General features: G+C 71.0%; 17 protein-coding genes. 10 read left to right on the forward strand and 7 right to left on the reverse strand.

Features of this window, described 5'->3' with window-relative positions; genetic code table 11:
* The 3 genes from ACZ5NH_RS01625 to ACZ5NH_RS01635 all read left to right on the forward strand — a co-directional run bounded on the left by ACZ5NH_RS01625 (position 1) and on the right by ACZ5NH_RS01635 (position 4725).
* Positions 1-2397 (forward strand): glycoside hydrolase family 65 protein, encoded by a 2397-nt coding sequence (locus tag ACZ5NH_RS01625; RefSeq protein ID WP_468772365.1) that lies wholly within the window; start codon positions 1-3, stop codon positions 2395-2397.
* 597 nt (positions 2398-2994) lie between these two features.
* Complete coding sequence (locus ACZ5NH_RS01630) at positions 2995-4137, forward strand: sensor histidine kinase (protein WP_468772367.1); 1143 nt, start codon at positions 2995-2997, stop codon at positions 4135-4137.
* 75 nt (positions 4138-4212) lie between these two features.
* Positions 4213-4725, forward strand: coding sequence for a flavin reductase family protein (locus ACZ5NH_RS01635; protein ID WP_468772368.1), 513 nt, complete (start codon positions 4213-4215; stop codon positions 4723-4725).
* 78 nt (positions 4726-4803) lie between these two features.
* On the opposite strand, the gene ACZ5NH_RS01640 is transcribed toward ACZ5NH_RS01635, so the two are convergent.
* Positions 4804-5736, reverse strand: a complete 933-nt coding sequence (locus ACZ5NH_RS01640; RefSeq protein ID WP_468772370.1) for an MBL fold metallo-hydrolase — start codon at positions 5734-5736, stop codon at positions 4804-4806.
* A gap of 245 nt (positions 5737-5981) precedes the next feature.
* Here ACZ5NH_RS01640 and ACZ5NH_RS01645 point away from each other — a divergent pair, with 245 nt between their 5' ends.
* Positions 5982-6590 carry a response regulator transcription factor gene (locus ACZ5NH_RS01645; protein WP_468772371.1) on the forward strand — a complete coding sequence of 203 codons (609 nt, stop codon included), beginning with the start codon at positions 5982-5984 and terminating at the stop codon, positions 6588-6590.
* 154 nt (positions 6591-6744) lie between these two features.
* Positions 6745-7569: an AfsR/SARP family transcriptional regulator gene (locus ACZ5NH_RS01650; RefSeq protein ID WP_468772373.1), complete on the forward strand. Its 825-nt coding sequence runs from the start codon at positions 6745-6747 to the stop codon at positions 7567-7569.
* A 73-nt stretch (positions 7570-7642) separates the two neighbouring features.
* Here ACZ5NH_RS01650 and ACZ5NH_RS01655 read toward each other — a convergent pair whose 3' ends face one another.
* The 3 genes from ACZ5NH_RS01655 to ACZ5NH_RS01665 are packed head-to-tail and all read right to left on the reverse strand — an operon-like array spanning position 7643 to position 9668.
* Positions 7643-8395: a 4'-phosphopantetheinyl transferase family protein gene (locus ACZ5NH_RS01655; RefSeq protein WP_468772375.1), complete on the reverse strand. Its 753-nt coding sequence runs from the start codon at positions 8393-8395 to the stop codon at positions 7643-7645.
* Complete coding sequence (locus ACZ5NH_RS01660) at positions 8392-9231, reverse strand: hypothetical protein (RefSeq protein WP_468772377.1); 840 nt, start codon at positions 9229-9231, stop codon at positions 8392-8394. The genes ACZ5NH_RS01655 and ACZ5NH_RS01660 overlap by 4 nt, the downstream gene beginning before the upstream one ends.
* Positions 9231-9668 carry a nuclear transport factor 2 family protein gene (locus ACZ5NH_RS01665; protein WP_388630082.1) on the reverse strand — a complete coding sequence of 146 codons (438 nt, stop codon included), beginning with the start codon at positions 9666-9668 and terminating at the stop codon, positions 9231-9233. Before ACZ5NH_RS01665 ends, ACZ5NH_RS01660 begins: the two co-directional genes overlap by 1 nt.
* A gap of 208 nt (positions 9669-9876) precedes the next feature.
* Between ACZ5NH_RS01665 and ACZ5NH_RS01670 the strand changes: the two genes are divergently transcribed.
* From ACZ5NH_RS01670 to ACZ5NH_RS01690, 5 genes are all read left to right on the forward strand, one after another.
* Positions 9877-10662 (forward strand): 3-oxoacyl-ACP reductase, encoded by a 786-nt coding sequence (locus ACZ5NH_RS01670; RefSeq protein WP_388630085.1) that lies wholly within the window; start codon positions 9877-9879, stop codon positions 10660-10662.
* 120 nt (positions 10663-10782) lie between these two features.
* Positions 10783-11646, forward strand: coding sequence for a DUF6081 family protein (locus tag ACZ5NH_RS01675; RefSeq protein WP_468772379.1), 864 nt, complete (start codon positions 10783-10785; stop codon positions 11644-11646).
* Positions 11647-11664: 18 nt separating this feature from the next.
* Positions 11665-12495, forward strand: coding sequence for a TIGR03619 family F420-dependent LLM class oxidoreductase (locus ACZ5NH_RS01680; protein WP_451557331.1), 831 nt, complete (start codon positions 11665-11667; stop codon positions 12493-12495).
* An 85-nt stretch (positions 12496-12580) separates the two neighbouring features.
* Positions 12581-13306 (forward strand): SDR family NAD(P)-dependent oxidoreductase, encoded by a 726-nt coding sequence (locus ACZ5NH_RS01685; protein ID WP_468772381.1) that lies wholly within the window; start codon positions 12581-12583, stop codon positions 13304-13306.
* Positions 13307-13406: 100 nt separating this feature from the next.
* On the forward strand, positions 13407-14444 hold the full coding sequence (locus tag ACZ5NH_RS01690; protein WP_468772383.1) for an LLM class flavin-dependent oxidoreductase: 1038 nt from the start codon (positions 13407-13409) through the stop codon (positions 14442-14444).
* Positions 14445-14521: 77 nt separating this feature from the next.
* Here the strand turns inward: ACZ5NH_RS01690 and ACZ5NH_RS01695 are convergent, their stop codons facing one another.
* From ACZ5NH_RS01695 to ACZ5NH_RS01705, 3 genes are all read right to left on the reverse strand, one after another.
* Entirely contained in the window at positions 14522-14938 is a 417-nt protein-coding gene (locus ACZ5NH_RS01695) for a PPOX class F420-dependent oxidoreductase (RefSeq protein WP_451557898.1), read from the reverse strand.
* Between the two features lie 80 nt (positions 14939-15018).
* Positions 15019-15969 (reverse strand): aromatase/cyclase, encoded by a 951-nt coding sequence (locus ACZ5NH_RS01700; RefSeq protein ID WP_468772385.1) that lies wholly within the window; start codon positions 15967-15969, stop codon positions 15019-15021.
* Between the two features lie 91 nt (positions 15970-16060).
* Positions 16061-16321: an acyl carrier protein gene (locus tag ACZ5NH_RS01705; protein WP_388630105.1), complete on the reverse strand. Its 261-nt coding sequence runs from the start codon at positions 16319-16321 to the stop codon at positions 16061-16063.
* Positions 16322-16344 lie beyond the last annotated feature (23 nt).

The raw sequence follows: 16344 nt of genomic DNA on the forward strand, positions 1-16344 counted from the left end.
ATGATCACCCATCCCAGCTTCACGGTCGAGCCGTGGTCGCTGCGCGAGACCGAGCTGAATCTCGATGTGCTCGCGCAGAGCGAATCGGTCTTCGCCCTCTCCAACGGGCACATCGGGTGGCGCGGAAACCTGGAGGAAGGAGAGCCGCACGGACTGCCCGGCGCCTACCTCAACGGCGTGTACGAACGGCATCCGCTGCCCTACGCCGAGGCGGGCTACGGATACCCCGAGTCCGGCCAGACCATGATCAACGTCACCGACGGCAAGATCTTCCGGCTGCTGGTCGACGACCACCCGTACGATCTGCGCTACGGCCGGCTGGTCGCCCACGAGCGCGTCCTGGACTTCCGCTCGGGCATTCTCAGCCGCACGGCACGGTGGATCTCACCCGGCGGTCGCACGGTGCGGATCTCCTCGCGGCGGCTGGTGTCCTTCACCCAGCGAGCGGTGGCCGCGGTGGTGTACGAGGTCGAGCCGGTCGACGGGCCGACCACGGTCGCCGTGCAGTCCGAGCTCGTCGCCAACGCGCAGCTCCCGCGCTTCGAAGGCGATCCGCGCGTGGCCGCGGTGATCGGGTCACCGCTGGTGGCCGAGGAGTCCTTCGCGCAGGACACCCGGCTGCGGCTGGTGCACTGCACCGACCGCAGCGCGCTGCGGGTGGGGGCAGCGGCCGACCATCTCGTCGAAGGGCCGGAGACCACCCGCTGGACGGCGCAGTGCGAGCCCGACGTCAGCCGTCTGACGGTGACCGCGGATCTGGTGCCCGGGCAACCACTGCGGCTGGTCAAGTTCGTGGCGTACGGCTGGTCGGGGGAACGATCGCTGCCGGCCGTGCACGATCAGGTGGACGCGGCGGTGGCGGCCGCGGTCAGCACCGGCTGGGACGGGCTGGCCGCGGCACAGTGGGCGTACCTGGACCGCTTCTGGGCCGGCGCGGACGTCGAGGTCGAGGGCAGCCAGCGCATCCAGCAGGCGGTGCGGTTCGCCCTCTTCCATGTGCTCCAGGCGGCGGCCCGCGGTGAGAACCGCGCGATTCCCGCCAAGGGCCTGACCGGAACCGGGTACGACGGACACTGTTTCTGGGACACCGAGTCCTATGTGCTGCCCGTGCTGACCTACAGCGCTCCGCAGGCCGTGGCATCGGCGCTGAGGGCGCGTCACCGGATGCTGCCGGCGGCGCGGGAACGCGCACGTCAGCTGGGGCTCGCGGGAGCGGCGTTCCCCTGGCGCACGATCGACGGTGCCGAGTGTTCCGCATACTGGCCGGCCGGGACGGCCGCCTTCCACGTCAACGCCGCCGTCGCGGTGGCCGCCGACCGGTACGTCATGGTGACCGGGGACGAGGACTTCGAACGCGGTGAGGGAATCGAGATCCTCGTGGACACCGCCCGGCTGTGGCGCTCGCTCGGACACCACGACGTGGAAGGCGTCTTCCACATCGACGGGGTCACGGGGCCCGACGAGTACAGCGCGATCGTCCGCGACAACCTGTACACCAACCTGATGGCCCGGCAGAACCTGGTCTCGGCCGCGAACGCCGCAGCGCGCCATCCGGAACGCGCCGCGGAACTCGGTGTCGACGACGAGGAGACCGCGGCATGGCGGGACGCCGCGGCCCGCATGGCGGTGCCGTACAACGACTCGCTCGGTGTGCACGAGCAGTCGGCCGGTTTCACGAGTTTCCAGCGCTGGGACTTCGACGCGACCCCGCCCGAGAACTACCCGCTCCTGCTGCACTATCCCTACTTCGACCTGTATCGCAAGCAGGTGGTGAAACAGGCCGACGTGGTGTTGGCGATGATGGAGTGCCCGCATGTCTTCTCCGACGAGCAGAAGGCACGAAACTTCGCCTACTACGAGGCGCTGACCGTCCGTGACTCCTCCCTGTCGGCGTGCTTCCAGGCGGTGCTCGCCGCCGAGACCGGGCATCTGCGCCTGGCCTACGCCTACCTCGGCGAGGCCGCGCTGATGGACCTGGACGATCTGGAGCACAACACCCGTGACGGGCTCCACATCGCCTCCCTCGCCGGGACATGGATCGCGCTGGTCGGCGGGTTCGGCGGCCTGCGCCGGTACGCCGGCGACGACGGCAGCCAGGAACTGCTGGCGTTCGCACCGCGGCTGCCGGAGGAGCTGTCCAGGGTGGCCTTCACGCTGCTGGTACGCGGATGCAGGCTGAAGGTGGACATCGGTCCGTCCCAAGCGCGATACCACCTGGTGGACGGCGAATCGCTGGTCGTGCTGCATCACGGAGAGCCGATCACCCTGACCGCCGGGGCCCCGGTGGACCGCCGGGTGCCGCCCGCACCCGTGCGCCCCGAACCGCAACAGCCGCCCAGCCGCCGTCCGGTGGGCCTGCCCGTCGAGGAGGAGGACCGGGCGGCGACACAGGAGTAGAGCGCACAAGAGGCGACCGGTCTGTCGGGCCGCGCTCGCTGTGCAGGACGGGCATTGGCCGGGAGCAGTCCTGCGGGGCACGTGGTCGGCTTCGCCGCGGGAGTGACAAGTCTCACCCCGGGCATGGTTGCGATCGCCGCCCCGGGTTCACAACTCGCTCCGGCCGCGCACCGGACGCCTGGGCCGACCGCGCCTTCGCGCTGGCCACCGGGGGTTCGGCTGCGGTGTGCGGGAACCGGTACGGCCCTGCTCGGCGGGACCATGTGACCGGCCCGCGAGGGCAACGTCGACATGGCGATACACGTCCAACGCGTGGCCGTAACTCTCCTTGTCTAAGGTTGCCGCCGTCTGCACAGGCAACGCACGGGAAGACTGCCGAGCAACGGGGAAGGCGTATTCCGTATGGACGGCCGCTCCACTGCCAGCCCACCACGTCGTATCGACATCCCACACAACCCGTCCGACTCCCTGGGCGCGCAACCGCTGTGGCTGGAGCGGCATTTCGGGCCCGGGAGAGGCCAGGAGGACGGGGGAGCGGCAGAGCTTGGGGGGAGTGACACGCCGGGCGCCCTTCCCACCCCGCGGACGGCACGCATCGTGCTGCGGCTGACCCTGCTCGCCCATCTGCTGATCACCACGCTGAACATGCTCCGCGACCTGCGCGGTGCACCCGTCGAACTCTGCGGGTTCCTCGACCTGTGCGCGGTCTTCCTCGTGCAGCTGGTCCACAGCACTCCGGCAACACAGCGGGCTCCCGCCTGGCGCAAGGGCCTGTCGCTGGGTGCGCAGGCGGTCCTGACCTATGTGCCGCTCCTCGCCTGGCACGCCGAGTGGGGTGCCATGGCCGGCTTTCTCAGCGGCTCCGTTCTGCTGCTCCTGCCCGCGGTGTTCGCGTGGGCCGTCTTCGCCGTGATCGGCACGAGCATGGTGGTCTGTGCGCTGACGGATGGTCTGGGACCGTACACCGCCGTGTACTTGGGCGGTTCGACCATGCTCACCGGACTGGTGGTGTACGGGCTGTCGTGGCTCGCCCAGCTGGTCGCCAGGATCCACGCCGCGCGCGAGCAGCTGGCGACCTTCGAGGTGGCGAACGAACGCATGCGCTTCGCCCACGATCTGCACGATCTGCTCGGGTACAGCCTGTGCGCCATCACCGTGAAGGGAGAACTGATCCGCCGGATCATGCAGGGAGACCCCGAGCGCGCGTCGGAGGAGGTCTCCTCGATCGTCACGATCTCGCGCCAGTCGATCGCCGATGTGCGGGCCGTGGCGCGGGGATACCCGGAGATGCGGCTCCGGCACGAGGCCGACTCGGTGGCGTCCCTGCTCGCCGCGGCCGATGTGAAGGTCACGGTCGACATCGAACTGGGTGAGCTGCCGGACGCGGTGGACACGGCCCTGGCCACGGTGCTGCGCGAGGGCGTGGCCAACATGCTGCGGCACAGCGACGCCCGCCAGTGCGTCATCCATGGGGCCGAGTGCGACGGAGCGGTCGAATTGTGCGTGGCGAACGACGGCGTGGAGCCCGGCGGGCACGTGACCGGCCACGACGGCAGAGGCGGACTGGGCAGCCTGGTCCAGCGGGTCAGCGCCGTGGGCGGCACGCTCACCGCAGGTGTCCACAACGGTTCCTGGTTCTGCCTGCGGGTGGTCGTGCCCCGGCCGACGCACACATCCCTCGACCCCGGTTCCACCGGACCTCCAGCCCGCCGGACGACTCTGAAGCCGAACGAAGCCTGATCCGTTTCGCGCGCTCCGCGAAGCACTTTTCGGTGATTCAGCTGAGGGCCCGACCGACAGTGGCGGTGAGAGGGAATGGCGGTAGACACAAACCGTTTCCGGGAATTCTTCGGATCGTTTCCGACTTCGGTTGCGATCGTCACGGCTTTGGACGAGAGAAGCGAGCCGCGCGGTTTCACCTGCAACGCGCTGACAGCGGTGTCGGCGGAACCGCCGCTGCTGTCGGTCTGTGTGGACAAGCGCTCTCAGACGCTGCCGGCACTGGCCCATTCAGGAGCGTTTGTGGTGCATGTGCTCGCCGAAGGCGCCCAGGAAGCCTCGGAGGTTTTCGCGGGGAAGTCCGAGGGCAAGTTCGCCGGACGCGACTGGAGGCCGTCGTCCGTGGCACAGGGCGCCCCGGTGCTGGCGGACATCGCGCTGGCGTACGCCGAGTGCACCGTGGTGCAGCGGGTCGAGGCGGGTGACCACTGGATCTACATCGCACGGGTGGACGGCGCGGAGGCCTTCCCGCGTCGGCCGCTGCTGTATCACCAGCGGCGCTACAGCGTCTGGTCACCGGTCGGGCGGCTCACCGCCGCCGTCCGCTGAGCGGCGCTCGGGGACGGGCGACGGGCCGGCCGTCCCCGAGGGTTGCCGCACCGCGTGCGAGCCTCGCCGGCCCTCCCCTCAGGCCCGGCAGACCGGCAGTCCGCCGTGGTGCTCGATCATCTCCCCGAAGACCGCCCCGATGTCCATCGGGGCCCCGGGGGGCAGACCCCGCTCCTCCGCGTACGCGCGATGCAGGTTGGGCACCAGCCGTTCGGAGTCGAGCAGTGCGGCGTACTCGCCCAGATCGGTCTCCCTGGCCACCTCCAGCGGTGTGAGTCCGGCTGCGATCCCCTCCCGTGCCAGCCGCCGCACCCACAGCAGATAGCCCTCGGCGATGTCGAGGACCTCGGGCCCGGCCACCGGACCGTGCCCGGTCACCAGGACCCGGGCCCCGAACTCCCGCAGCCGGGCGATCCCGGCGAGCGAGCCGGACAGCGAGCCCATCGGGAAGAACGGGGTGACACCGGACATCACGAGGTCCCCGGTGAACAGCACCCGCTGCCGCGGCAGCCAGACCACGGTGTCGTTCGTGGTGTGGGCGGGACCCACATGCACCAGCTGCGCCTCGATGTCACCGATGTGCACGGTGAGCGCCTCCCGGTAGGTGACGGACGGCGGTTCGAGGATCAACTCGCCCCAGCGGACGTCCGGCCACAGCGTGGTCAGATGCAGCCCGGCCGCCGCCATCTCGGTGCGGCACAACGCATGCCCCACGACGACCGCCTCCGAGGTGAAGACGAAGTTCCCGAAGGCGTGATCGCCGTGGAAATGGGTGTTGACCACGACGCGCGGGACATGCGGCGTCAGCGCCGACACGGCATCGCGCAGCAGCAGCGCGCGGGCCTGTGTGGCAGCCGTGTCCACCAGCGCGGTGCTGCCGTCCGCGACGATGATCCCGGCGTTGTTCAGGCACCAGCCGCCGTCCGGCTGGACATGGGCGAAGACCCCGTCGGCGACCTCCTCGGTCCGGGGCGGTGCGATGGGTCCGTGCGCGGTGTTCGTGCTGCTCACCAGGCCTCCCGACGCTGTCGTCCGGCCGCGGACCGGCCGCGGCGCTGGATCCACCGTGCAGATCGCCGATCGAGGCCGGGTCGAGGGGGACCGGAACCCCATGTGACAAGGCGATCTGACGCCTCGTCCGGTATCGGGAACACAGGCCCGGCCGGGCGTTGATTTGTTAACGTTTGACTGTACCCAAGTTCGGTCAACTGGCTTGATCCTGTGGGGACTTGAGGAGCAGTGCAACGGGGGGAAGATTGATCAGGATTTTGCTCGCCGAGGATATGCGCATGCTTCGCGATGCGCTTGAGGCGTTACTCAGTCTCGAGAGCGACCTCGATGTGGTCGTCACGGTCGAGCGGGGCGACCAGATCGTGCCCGCGGCAGTGGAACACCGCGTGGACGTGGCGGTGATCGACGTCAACCTGCCGGGTCAGGACGGGTTGTCCGCCGTGGAGGATCTGCGCAGGCGGCTGCCTGGTTGCCGGCCGCTGATCCTCACCGGCATCGGTCACGCCGGTCTGCTGCGCAGGGCGCTGGCGCTGCAGGTGCCGGGCTACCTCCTCAAGGAGGCGCCGCCCGAGGAACTCGCCGAGGCGATCCGGCGGGTGGCGGACGGCGAGCGCGTGATCGATCCGCAACTGGCCCTGTCGGCCTGGGACGCCAGGGGCCGCCCGCTCACCGAACGCGAACGGGAAGTGCTGAGTGTCGCCGCGGAGGGTGCGGATGTGGCAGAAATTGCTTCCCGGTTGCATCTGTCGGCCGGCACGGTCCGCAATTATCTGACGTCGGCGGTGACCAAGATGAGTGCGCGTAATCGCGTGGACGCCATTCGCATAGCACGGGAATCCGGCTGGATTCTGTAATCCATGGGTGACGTGCGTCACGTGCATTCTTCATATCGGTTCTGATGACGCCTGCACTAGGCCCGATTGCCCTGCGAGTGACAGTCTGTTGCTCGGTGAATTCGGGCCCCTGGGCGAGCCTCGTGCAGGGGCACACCAGGCAGGGGGATTCAGGGTGGAGATCAAGGTTCTCGGTCCGCTGGAGGTCCTGGAGAACGGCGTATCGGTGGCGCCCAGCGCATGCAAGCCGCGCCAGGTGCTCGCACTGCTCGCTCTGCGCGCCGGCCGTGTGGTGCCGGTGCCCACGCTCATGGAGGAGATCTGGGGCGAGCGCATTCCGCAGAGTGCCGTCACCACACTGCAGACGTACATCCTGCAGTTGCGGCGCAAGCTGGCCGCCGCACAGGAGAGCACCGGTGGTGACCGCTCCAGCAAGGACATACTCGCCACCACCTACGGCGGTTACCTGCTGTCACCCGACGGCGCCGGCTCCGACGTCGCCGAGTTCGAGCAGCTCGCGGTCCGCGGTACGAACGCACTGGAGAGCGGTGACGCCCGGCAGGCCTCGACGCTGTTGGCCAGGGCCCTCGGGCTGTGGCGCGGTCCGGCGCTGGTCGACGTCCAGGCCGGGCATGTCCTCGGCCTGGAAGTGCAGGGCCTGGAGGAGGCGCGCATGCAGGTGCTGAGCCAGCGCATAGAGGCGGACCTCAGGCTCGGCCGTCATGCCGTGCTCCTGCGCGAGCTGCGCGTGCTCGCCGCCCAGCATCCGCTGCACGAGACCCTGTGCGGGCAGTTCATGCTCGCCCTGTACCGGTCGGGCAGTGCCTGGCGCGCCCTGGGGGCCTATCAGCACCTGCGCCGGACGCTCGCCGAGGAACTGGGCATCGAGCCGTCCCGGCAGCTGCAGCGCCTGCACCAGGCGATGCTGACGGGCGATCCGGCGCTGACCCCCGAACCGGCGCCCCTCGTGGAGAGCTTCGTCCTGGCTGCCTCCTGGTGAACAAGGGGGTCCTACGGCTCGCGCCCCGCCTTCGCCGGACGCTCCTGCGGGCGGAGGCCTGACGCGCGGCCGATCAGCCGGTGTGCTCCTCGGCCGCGTGGCGGACGGCCACGGCGAGGACGGCGTGGTGCGGCAGCGCATGCGTGCCGAACCACCAGCCCTCGGCGGCGGCCGGCGTGCCGTCGGCGTGCCGCAGCGTCGGCGGCACGCCGTCCCGCGCCGTAACCGGCGCGAAGCCGAACTCCCGGAACGGCAGCCGAAGTCCGAGGCCCATGGCCTTGCTGTACGCCTCCTTGAGCGTCCACAGCCGGATCAGTGCGGTGCGGCGCTCCTCGTCCGGCAGCCGTGCCAGGGCGGTGCGTTCGTGTGCGGTGCAGGCCTCCCGTGCCAGCGCGTCGGCATGGACGGTGCGGCTGTCGAGTTCCGCGTCCACCCCGATCGGCCCCACTCGGCTGATGGCGACGACGAGCAGATCGCCGGTGTGACTGAGGCTGACGGACATCCGCTCAGCACCCCGCAGATACGGACGGCCGCTCGGCGTCCGGGCCACCTCCAGCATGTCCTCGTCCGTCCCCGTGACCACCGCGACCGCGCGTCTGAGCAGCGTCCTTGCCGCGAAGGAACGGCGTGCTGCCCGTCCCGACAGCCCGCGGTGGCCGGGCGGTCCGGTCCCGGGCATGGGCTCCGGGACCGGACCGGCGGCCGGTTCGGGGTGCCAGTCGGCCAGGTGTGCCCGGACCACGGCCCAGCCGGTGGTCTCCAGGGCCCCCCGGAGCTCCTCCCCCCAGCCGCTGCCGGAGGCCACGGCCACGGCCGGCACGGTCACAGCGGTGTCCCGTGCGGGTCGAATCGGCGGCCCCGGGCACACCGCACCAGCACCTCCGCCGTCGCCGCCCCGGCGACGTCCGGAGCCGTCGCCCGTACCGGGGCGGCACCGAGCCGTGCCGAGGTCCGCAGCAGGACGCCGGTCAGCCAGGCCGGGTCGGCGAGGAACGCCGAGGGCTCCTCCGCACGGGCCGCCAGCCACACCTCCGCGCACACCGCCGCCGCCGCGAGCAGCGCGCGGCGCTCGGCGAGAGCCCTCTGCGGTGTCCGCCGGACGACCACTGCGGGACAGGACCGCTCGAACCCCTCGCCGTGGATCGAGGCGAGTTCCTCCAGGAACACTCCCGCCGCCGACCGCAGCCAGGCCGTGCCCGGTTCATGGCCCGTGACCGAGCGCAGCCCGGCGAGAGCGGCACCGAGGCGGTCCCCGTCGAGGCGGTCGGGCCCGCCCTCCGACGGGGCCGACGCCAACTCGCAGTCGAGCGCGCGCAGTTGCTCACGGCCGACAGCCGTGTGCCCGCCGGGCCCGGCGGGCACATGTGGTCCGAAGTAGAGGCCCAGTTCCTCCGCACTCTGCCGCAGGAGCCGAGGCACCAGGCAGGACGCCGCCGCCGGCTGTTGGGCGTTGAGCAGGCAGTGACAGCACAGCACATCGAGGAAGACACCGCCCAGCGTCCGGCGTGCGGAGCGGCTGCCGAGCGGCCGGACGCCCGGCCGCCGTACCGCCGCGGTCGCCACCGCACAGCGCAGCGCGGTCTCCAGCCTGCCGAGGGCCGCCGTCAGTGGCCGTACCCGAGTGGCCGGCGCCGGCGGCCGTACCAGAACGTCCGGCCGCATCAGAACATCTGGTCGTGCGTCACCAGCCGGGACCGGGTGAGCACCTGGTCGCCGGCGACCTCCAGCACGTCGTGTACGACGCAGCTCGGGGCGATCTCCGGCTTGCCGCCGGGACGGACGGTGACGACCAGCGCGTACACGGTGGAGCGTATGGACCCGTCGGACTGCGGCTCCAGAGCGATGTGGTTGAACCAGTGCCGGCGTCGTACCGGATCGTTCTCGAAACGCTTGTGGAACTCCACCAGCTCGCGCACGATCCCGGGCCGGGTCCTCGCGGGTTCCGCGCCGGGGGAGTGCTGGAAGGTGCCGTCCTCGGTGAAGGTCGCCGCGTAGTCCTCGAAACGGAGGCCGTCCAGCGCCTGCATCTGATGGGCGTAGAAGTGCTGCACCTGCGCGTACAGGTCGGTCAGGGTGCGTGCGGTCACGGTCGTGGTCATGGCTTCCTCCGGCACGGGCGATCGACGGCCGGGGCCCGGTGGTGCCCCGGCGCACGGGCACAGTGACCGAGCCCGCTCGAGAAGGACTCGACCTGGAGATGTTCCGGCCGCCGGGGCTGTCCAGCGTCGTTCCACCGAGCCTCTAGAGACAGCCGGAAGTCTCGGCGTTGCCGTCGCGCGACAGGCCAGGTTCGGTGAGGGAGGAAGCATGGCGGAGGCAGTCAAGCCGGTGTCGCTGGTCACCGGTGCCACGAGCGGGATCGGTCTCGAGGTGGCCAGGCGGCTGGCCGGGCTCGGTGCCCGGGTCTATCTGTGCGCCCGCCGCGGCGAGGAGCTGGCGGCCACCGTGAAGTCCCTGCAGGACGAGGGGCTCGACGTCGACGGCAGCGCCTGCGACGTGGCGGTACCGGAGCAGATCCGCGCCTATGTCCGGGCCGCCGTGGACCGCTTCGGCCCGGTGGACATCCTGGTCAACAACGCCGGCCGGAGCGGCGGCGGGGCGACCGCTGAGATCGCCGACGACCTCTGGTTCGACGTGATCAACACCAATCTGAACAGCGTGTTCCTGATGACGAAGGAAGTCCTCAACGCCGGCGGAATGCTGGCCAAGGACCGGGGACGGATCATCAACATCGCCTCCACCGGGGGCAAGCAGGGCGTGGTGCACGCCGCGCCCTACTCGGCGTCCAAGCACGGAGTGGTCGGTTTCACCAAGGCGCTCGGTCTGGAGCTCGCCCGGACGGGGATCACGGTCAACGCGGTGTGCCCGGGCTTCGTCGAGACCCCCATGGCCGAACGGGTGCGCGAGCACTACGCGGGGATCTGGGGAGTTTCCGAGCAGGAGGCGCACGACCGCATCACGACACGGGTGCCGATGGGCCGGTACGTGGAGACCCGCGAGGTCGCGGCCATGGTCGAGTACCTGGTCGGCGACGACGCCGCGGCCGTCACCGCACAGGCCCTGAACGTGTGCGGCGGTCTGGGCAACTACTGAGACCGCCGAGCGGTCGCGACCGCGCCGGCCACGTCGCCGTCCGGGGTCGCACCGGTCACGTCGGCGGTCTCGTCGGCCGGCTCCGACTCCCGTATCCCGACGCTCAGTTCTGGAGGCATCATGACCACGCGGCACGAGGCGACGCCGTCCGCCCCACCCGGGCTGCTGTTCCACGACGACTTCCGCGAGGGCCTGCGCCACGACGGCCCCGAGGCGCGCTGGCAGCTGCGTGCGGTGGAGGACATGCCCGCGGGAGACGGGCTGATCAGCACCTCCGACGAGGGACTCGTGGTGCTCCCCACCGGGCGCAACGAGACCACCGGGGAGCCCGCGTTCGCCCGGCCCGAGGACCCCGGGGCGACCACCGAGTTCCTGCGGTGGGCCGCGTTCGTCGACCGCAGCACGGAGGACGGCGGCTTCGGATTCGCCACCCGCCCCGGCGAAGTACTCACCGCCACCACGGAGTTCGCCGTCCGCACCTACGGCACCGCCGCCCACCCCCTCGGCGACGCGGTCACCGACCACGACGCCGACATGCGGCTCGGCGCCGGCGCCCTGATCTGCATAGACCGCGCCACGGGCATGGTCTTCGACTTCGTGCTCACCAACACCGCCGTGCTCGCCCTCTACGAACGCCTGCCGAGGCCCGACGCCGAACACGCCACGTTCTCGTACGCCGTCCCCGTCGGCACCCGCGAGCCCGACCGGTTCCACACCTGCTCGGTGGAGCTGGACGCAGACGCGGGCGTGGTGCGCTGGATCCTCGACGGCGAGGAGGTGCTCACCGTCGACAAGATCGGTCACAAGGTGCTCGACGCCTCCCGGCTGATCTGGCAGAGCGAGGGCGAGGAGCGCACCGCCACCCCTCGCCAGCTCAACTTCGGGCTCTCCACCTTCACCGGCAAGCTCTGGGGCCAGGGAGTCCGACTCGCCGCACGCCGGCTGACCATCACCTCGGTGCCCGGCCCGCGCACAAGCGACTGACAGGAGAGATCGACCATCATGCGGTTGCACACGTACATCCCCAGCGAGACCCCCGGACAGGACGCCGTCGAGGCGGCGGACGTAGCGGTGCACGCCGAACGCCTGGGCTACCACGGCGTCTGGCTCCCGGACCATCCCCTGCCCTACTACGAGTACCGGGACTTCTACGGCGGTGTCTGGGAACCGCTGGTCATGCTCGCGAACATCGCCGCCCGCACCACCACCGTACGGCTCGGCAGCGGCGTCCTGGTCGCGGCGATGCGCAATCCCTTCGCGGTGGCCAAGCAGGCCGCGACCATCGACCGGCTCTCCCACGGACGGCTCGACCTGGGCATCGGCGTCGGTATCGTGCTCAAGGAGTTCCAGAACATGGGCGCCGACTTCCACACCCGCGGCGCGCGCACCGACGAGATCATCCGGCTGATCCGCCACCTGTTCAAGGAAGGCCGGGGCCCCTTCGACGGGACGCACTACCCGCTGGGCGAGGAAGCCGTCTTCGCCCCCAAGCCGGTTCAGCCGGAGGTGCCCATCTGGATCGGCGGCCGCACCGAGGCCGCCTGGAAGCGGGCCGCGCGCACCGGCGACGCCTGGCTGTGCGCGATGACCGAGCCGGACGTCTTCGCCGCCAACCTCACCCGGATGCGCGACCTCACGGATCGCAAGGTCGTGGCGGGCGCCCGGATCCAGTTCTCCGCCGCCGAAGCCTCCTTCGAGCGGGCCGTCGAGGAGATCGAGGCGTGGAAGGCAGCCGGCACCGACGACCTGGTCGTCTGGTTCGGTGCCCCCGACGGCTATGTGGACCGCATGACCATGTTCGCCGAGGCCCTGGCCAAGACGCAGGGCGCCTGACCACACCGTGGACGGCCCGCCCGCCCCACGACGGAGGCGCACACGCCCCCAACACAGGCGTACCTGCCCCACAATGGAGGTGCACATGACCGACAAGCCCGTCGCCCTCGTGACCGGGTCCTCCTCCGGCATCGGTGAGGCCGTCGTCCGCAGGCTGTCCACCGCCGGTATGCGCGTGGTCGTCAACTCCGCCCGGTCCGCCGAGGCCGGGCGGAAACTCGCGGAGTCCCTGCCCGACGCGCTGTACGTACAGGCCGACATCTCCGCGGAGTCCGACGCCCGGCGGCTGGTCGCCACCGCGGTGGAGCACTTCGGCCGACTGGACGTCCTTGTGAACAACGCGGGCACCACCCGCCGTATCCCGCACGCCGATCTGACCGCCGCCACCCCGGAGATCTGGCGCGAGATCCTCGACGTCAATCTGATCGGCACCTGGCAGACCACGGTGGCCGCCGTACCCCACCTGACGGAGTCGGCGGGCACCGTGGTCAACATCTCCTCGATCGCGGGCAGCAGGCCCGCGGGCAGCTCCATCCCCTACGCGGTGAGCAAGGCGGCGATCGAGCATCTGACGCGCCTGCTGGCCGGCGTGCTCGGCCCTCGCATCCGGGTGAACGCGGTGGCTCCCGGGCTCATTGAGACGCCCTGGACCAGGGACTTCACCGACATCGCCCAGCACGTACGGGAGACCACCCCGCTGCGCCGCGTCGGGCTCCCCGAGGACGTCGCCGAGGCGGTGCTGGCCATGGCCGGTGCCACCTACACCACCGGAACGGTGCAGCTGGTGGACGGCGGCGCCCACCTGATCTGACGGCCTGTGGGCCGTGCCACCGGCCGCGGGACACCTCCCGCGGCCGGTTCGTCCTCTTGCACAGGGTCTTTGCCCTCCCCAGGTCCGAGGAGACACCGTCATGAAGCTGGGAGCGAATCTGGTGTACCAGGGCGCCGGCGAGCTGGCCCGCGCCGCGGAACACCTCGGGTACGACGTGGTGCTGGCGCCCGAGGGCTACCGCTCGGACGCCGCCAGCGTGCTGGGACTGATCGCGGGGCGGACCGAGCGGATCGGGCTGGCCTCCGGTGTCATGCAGATCCCCGCCCGGCCGCCGGGCCTGGCCGCGCTGACCGCGGCCACGCTGGACGCGCTCAGCGGTGGCCGGTTCCGGCTCGGGCTCGGTGTGTCCAATCCCGATGTCTCCGACGGCTGGTACGGAGCCCGGTTCGACCAGCCCCTCGCCCGCACCCGCGAGTACGTGGAGATCGTCCGCAGGGCGGTGGCCGGAGGCCCGGTGGAGTACCAGGGCCGCCACTTCCGGCTCCCCGCCTCCGGGCCGGGCGGCGGGGCACCGCTCCACATCCTCACCGAGTCGCCCCGTCCGCGCATCCCCGTCTACCTGGCCGCGGTCGGGCCGAAGAACCTGCGGCTGGCCGGCGAGATCGCGGACGGCTGGATCGGCGTGTTCACCTCCCCGGAGGCGGTGGCCAAGTCGGTCACCGAGATCCGCGCCGGACGCGAGCGGGCCGGCACGGACATGGCGGGCTTCGACGTGCTGCCGAGTCTGCCGACGGCCGTGGCCGACGACGTGGCCACCGCCGCGGACGCCCTGCGCTCCCACTACGTCTACATGCTCGGCATCGGCGATCCCGACCGGAACTTCTACTGTGCGATGGCCGGGCAGATGGGCTTCGAGCGGGAGATGACGCACCTGCGTGAGCGCCTGGATGCCGGAGACCGGGCCGGCGCGGGCGCCGCCGTGCCGCTGGACTTCATCGACCGCACGGCGCTGCTCGGCCCCGTGGCACGGCTGGCCGAGCGGATGGTGGCCTATCAGGAGGCCGGGGTGACCACCCTCGGCATCATGGTGTCGGCCGCGGCCACCTCGCCGGCCGGCCGGCTGCGTCTGCTGCGGCAGGCGGCCGAGGCGCTGGAGCGCTCGGGCGTGGGGGAGTAGCGCGCGCATCCGGCGAAGGGTGCCGACCGCACGATGTGGTCGGCACCCTTGGCCGTATGCCGGTTCGCCGGACGGCGTCAGGCGGACGGCCCCTCGGGCACGTTGCGCTTCTGCATGCCCGGGTGTTCCGGATCGATGCCCCAGCTCAGGATGCGGCGCGGGTACACCCTGATGAGCTCCTGGCTGAAGTGCGCCTGGGCGGGCGCGTGCCCGGAGATGGCCTCGGCCCGGCCGCGGATCTCGATGCCGCGTACCGTCCACGGACGGGCGGAGACCAGGTCGTCGATGACGAAGGCCACCTGCGGATTGCCGAGGATGTTCTTGAACTTGCGGCTCTCCGCGAGATTGCGGCCGCCGATGTCGAAGGTTCCCAGCTCGGTGTTGTACCGGAACGAGACGGGGTTGTTCTGCGGTGCGCCCTTGCTGTCGACCGTCGACAGGCGGCCCAGGTACTGGCTGTTCACATAGGCCAGTTCGGCCTCGGTCAGCGACACGACGATGGCTTCCCTTCCTGGTTCACTGCGGTCCTGCTGCGGTCCTGCTGCGGTCCTGCTGCGGTTCTTCGCCGGCGCCGTCAGCGGCCGGCCGGTGCGTCGGCGTTCCCGGCCGCGGCGGCCAGTGTGGTACGGCTGTTGCGGCCGAGGGCGTCACGGACATGGGCCCGGGCCTCGGCGAGGGTGGTGCCCGCACCCAGCACCTCCTCCACGGCCGCGGGGTTCAGCACGACCGTGTGCCGTGCCGTGACCGCGCTGCCGTCCGGCCCGTACGCGAACGTCCACAGGCCACTGTGCCCCAACAACAGCTTCGGTGTCCGGCGTTGCTTGTACGCGATCCACTGCCCGCTCTCGCAGACGCGCACCGAGCTGGTGGTGTGCGCGGCGCCGTCCGAGGTCACCGTGTCCATCTCCAGCTCCTGGACGCCCGGCTCGGTCTCGGTGAGCCGTACCCGGGACACGTGCGGAAGCAGGCCGGCCCAGCGGTCCGCCCGGTACACGAAGTCGTAGGCGGACTTGACGTCGGTGGCGAGCCGCACCGTGTCCGTGAAGGAGAAGACGACGTCGGCCGCCGGGTGGCCGAACTCCGCCGTGCGCGCGAGCGCCTGGAGCTCCTCGGGACTGTTGCGGTCCAGTGCCTCGCTGATCCACCGCACCGTCTCCGGCGCGTCGTCGACCGCGGTGAAGTCGTGCCGGAGCACGATCTCGGTACGGTCGCCGTGCAGCGAGCGGAACAGCCACTCGCCGCCCATGGAGGCGATCGGCGGCCTGCTGTGCTCCTGCCGGAAGGTGATGCGCAGCCCTTCCGGGTCGAAGGTGCGGCGTGACACCCAGCTGGTGACCTGCCCGCCCACGAGCGCCCAGATCCGGAACCGCTCCGCACGCTCCGCGCGCTCCAGGTGGTGCACGTGCACGCTGGGGCCGAAGACGGCCGGCCAGCACGTCACATCGGCGACCAGCTCGTAGAGGACGTGCGGGGGAGCCGCGACGACGACGGTGTGCTCGGTGCTGTGCTGCCTGGCTTCTGCCATGGTGGGTCTCCTCGGCTGATCCGTGCGGGAAGTGGACCGGTGCCGCCGTCTCGGGACGGCGGCACCGGTGGGTCTGCGGGGCGGGGCGGGATCAGGCCGCGGCCGTGATTCCCTCGTTCACCAGGGTGAGCAGCGCCCGGGGCGTCTCCACGTCGGTGATCTCGTCGTCGGGGATGCTCACGCCGAATTCCTGGTTGATCCGGGCCGCGGTCTCCATCAGGGCCAGCGAGTCGTAGCCCAGTTCCTCGAAGGACGCGTCGAGCACGTCCCCCTCCGGGGCGCCGAGGCCGTCCTCGGCGCCGGCGCACTCGACGAGGATGCGCCGCAGGTCGTCAAGGGTCATGGTGGTCATGAGATGTCTCCTGGTGTTCGGGT

This window comes from Streptomyces sp. NPDC031426, from assembly GCF_055581585.1.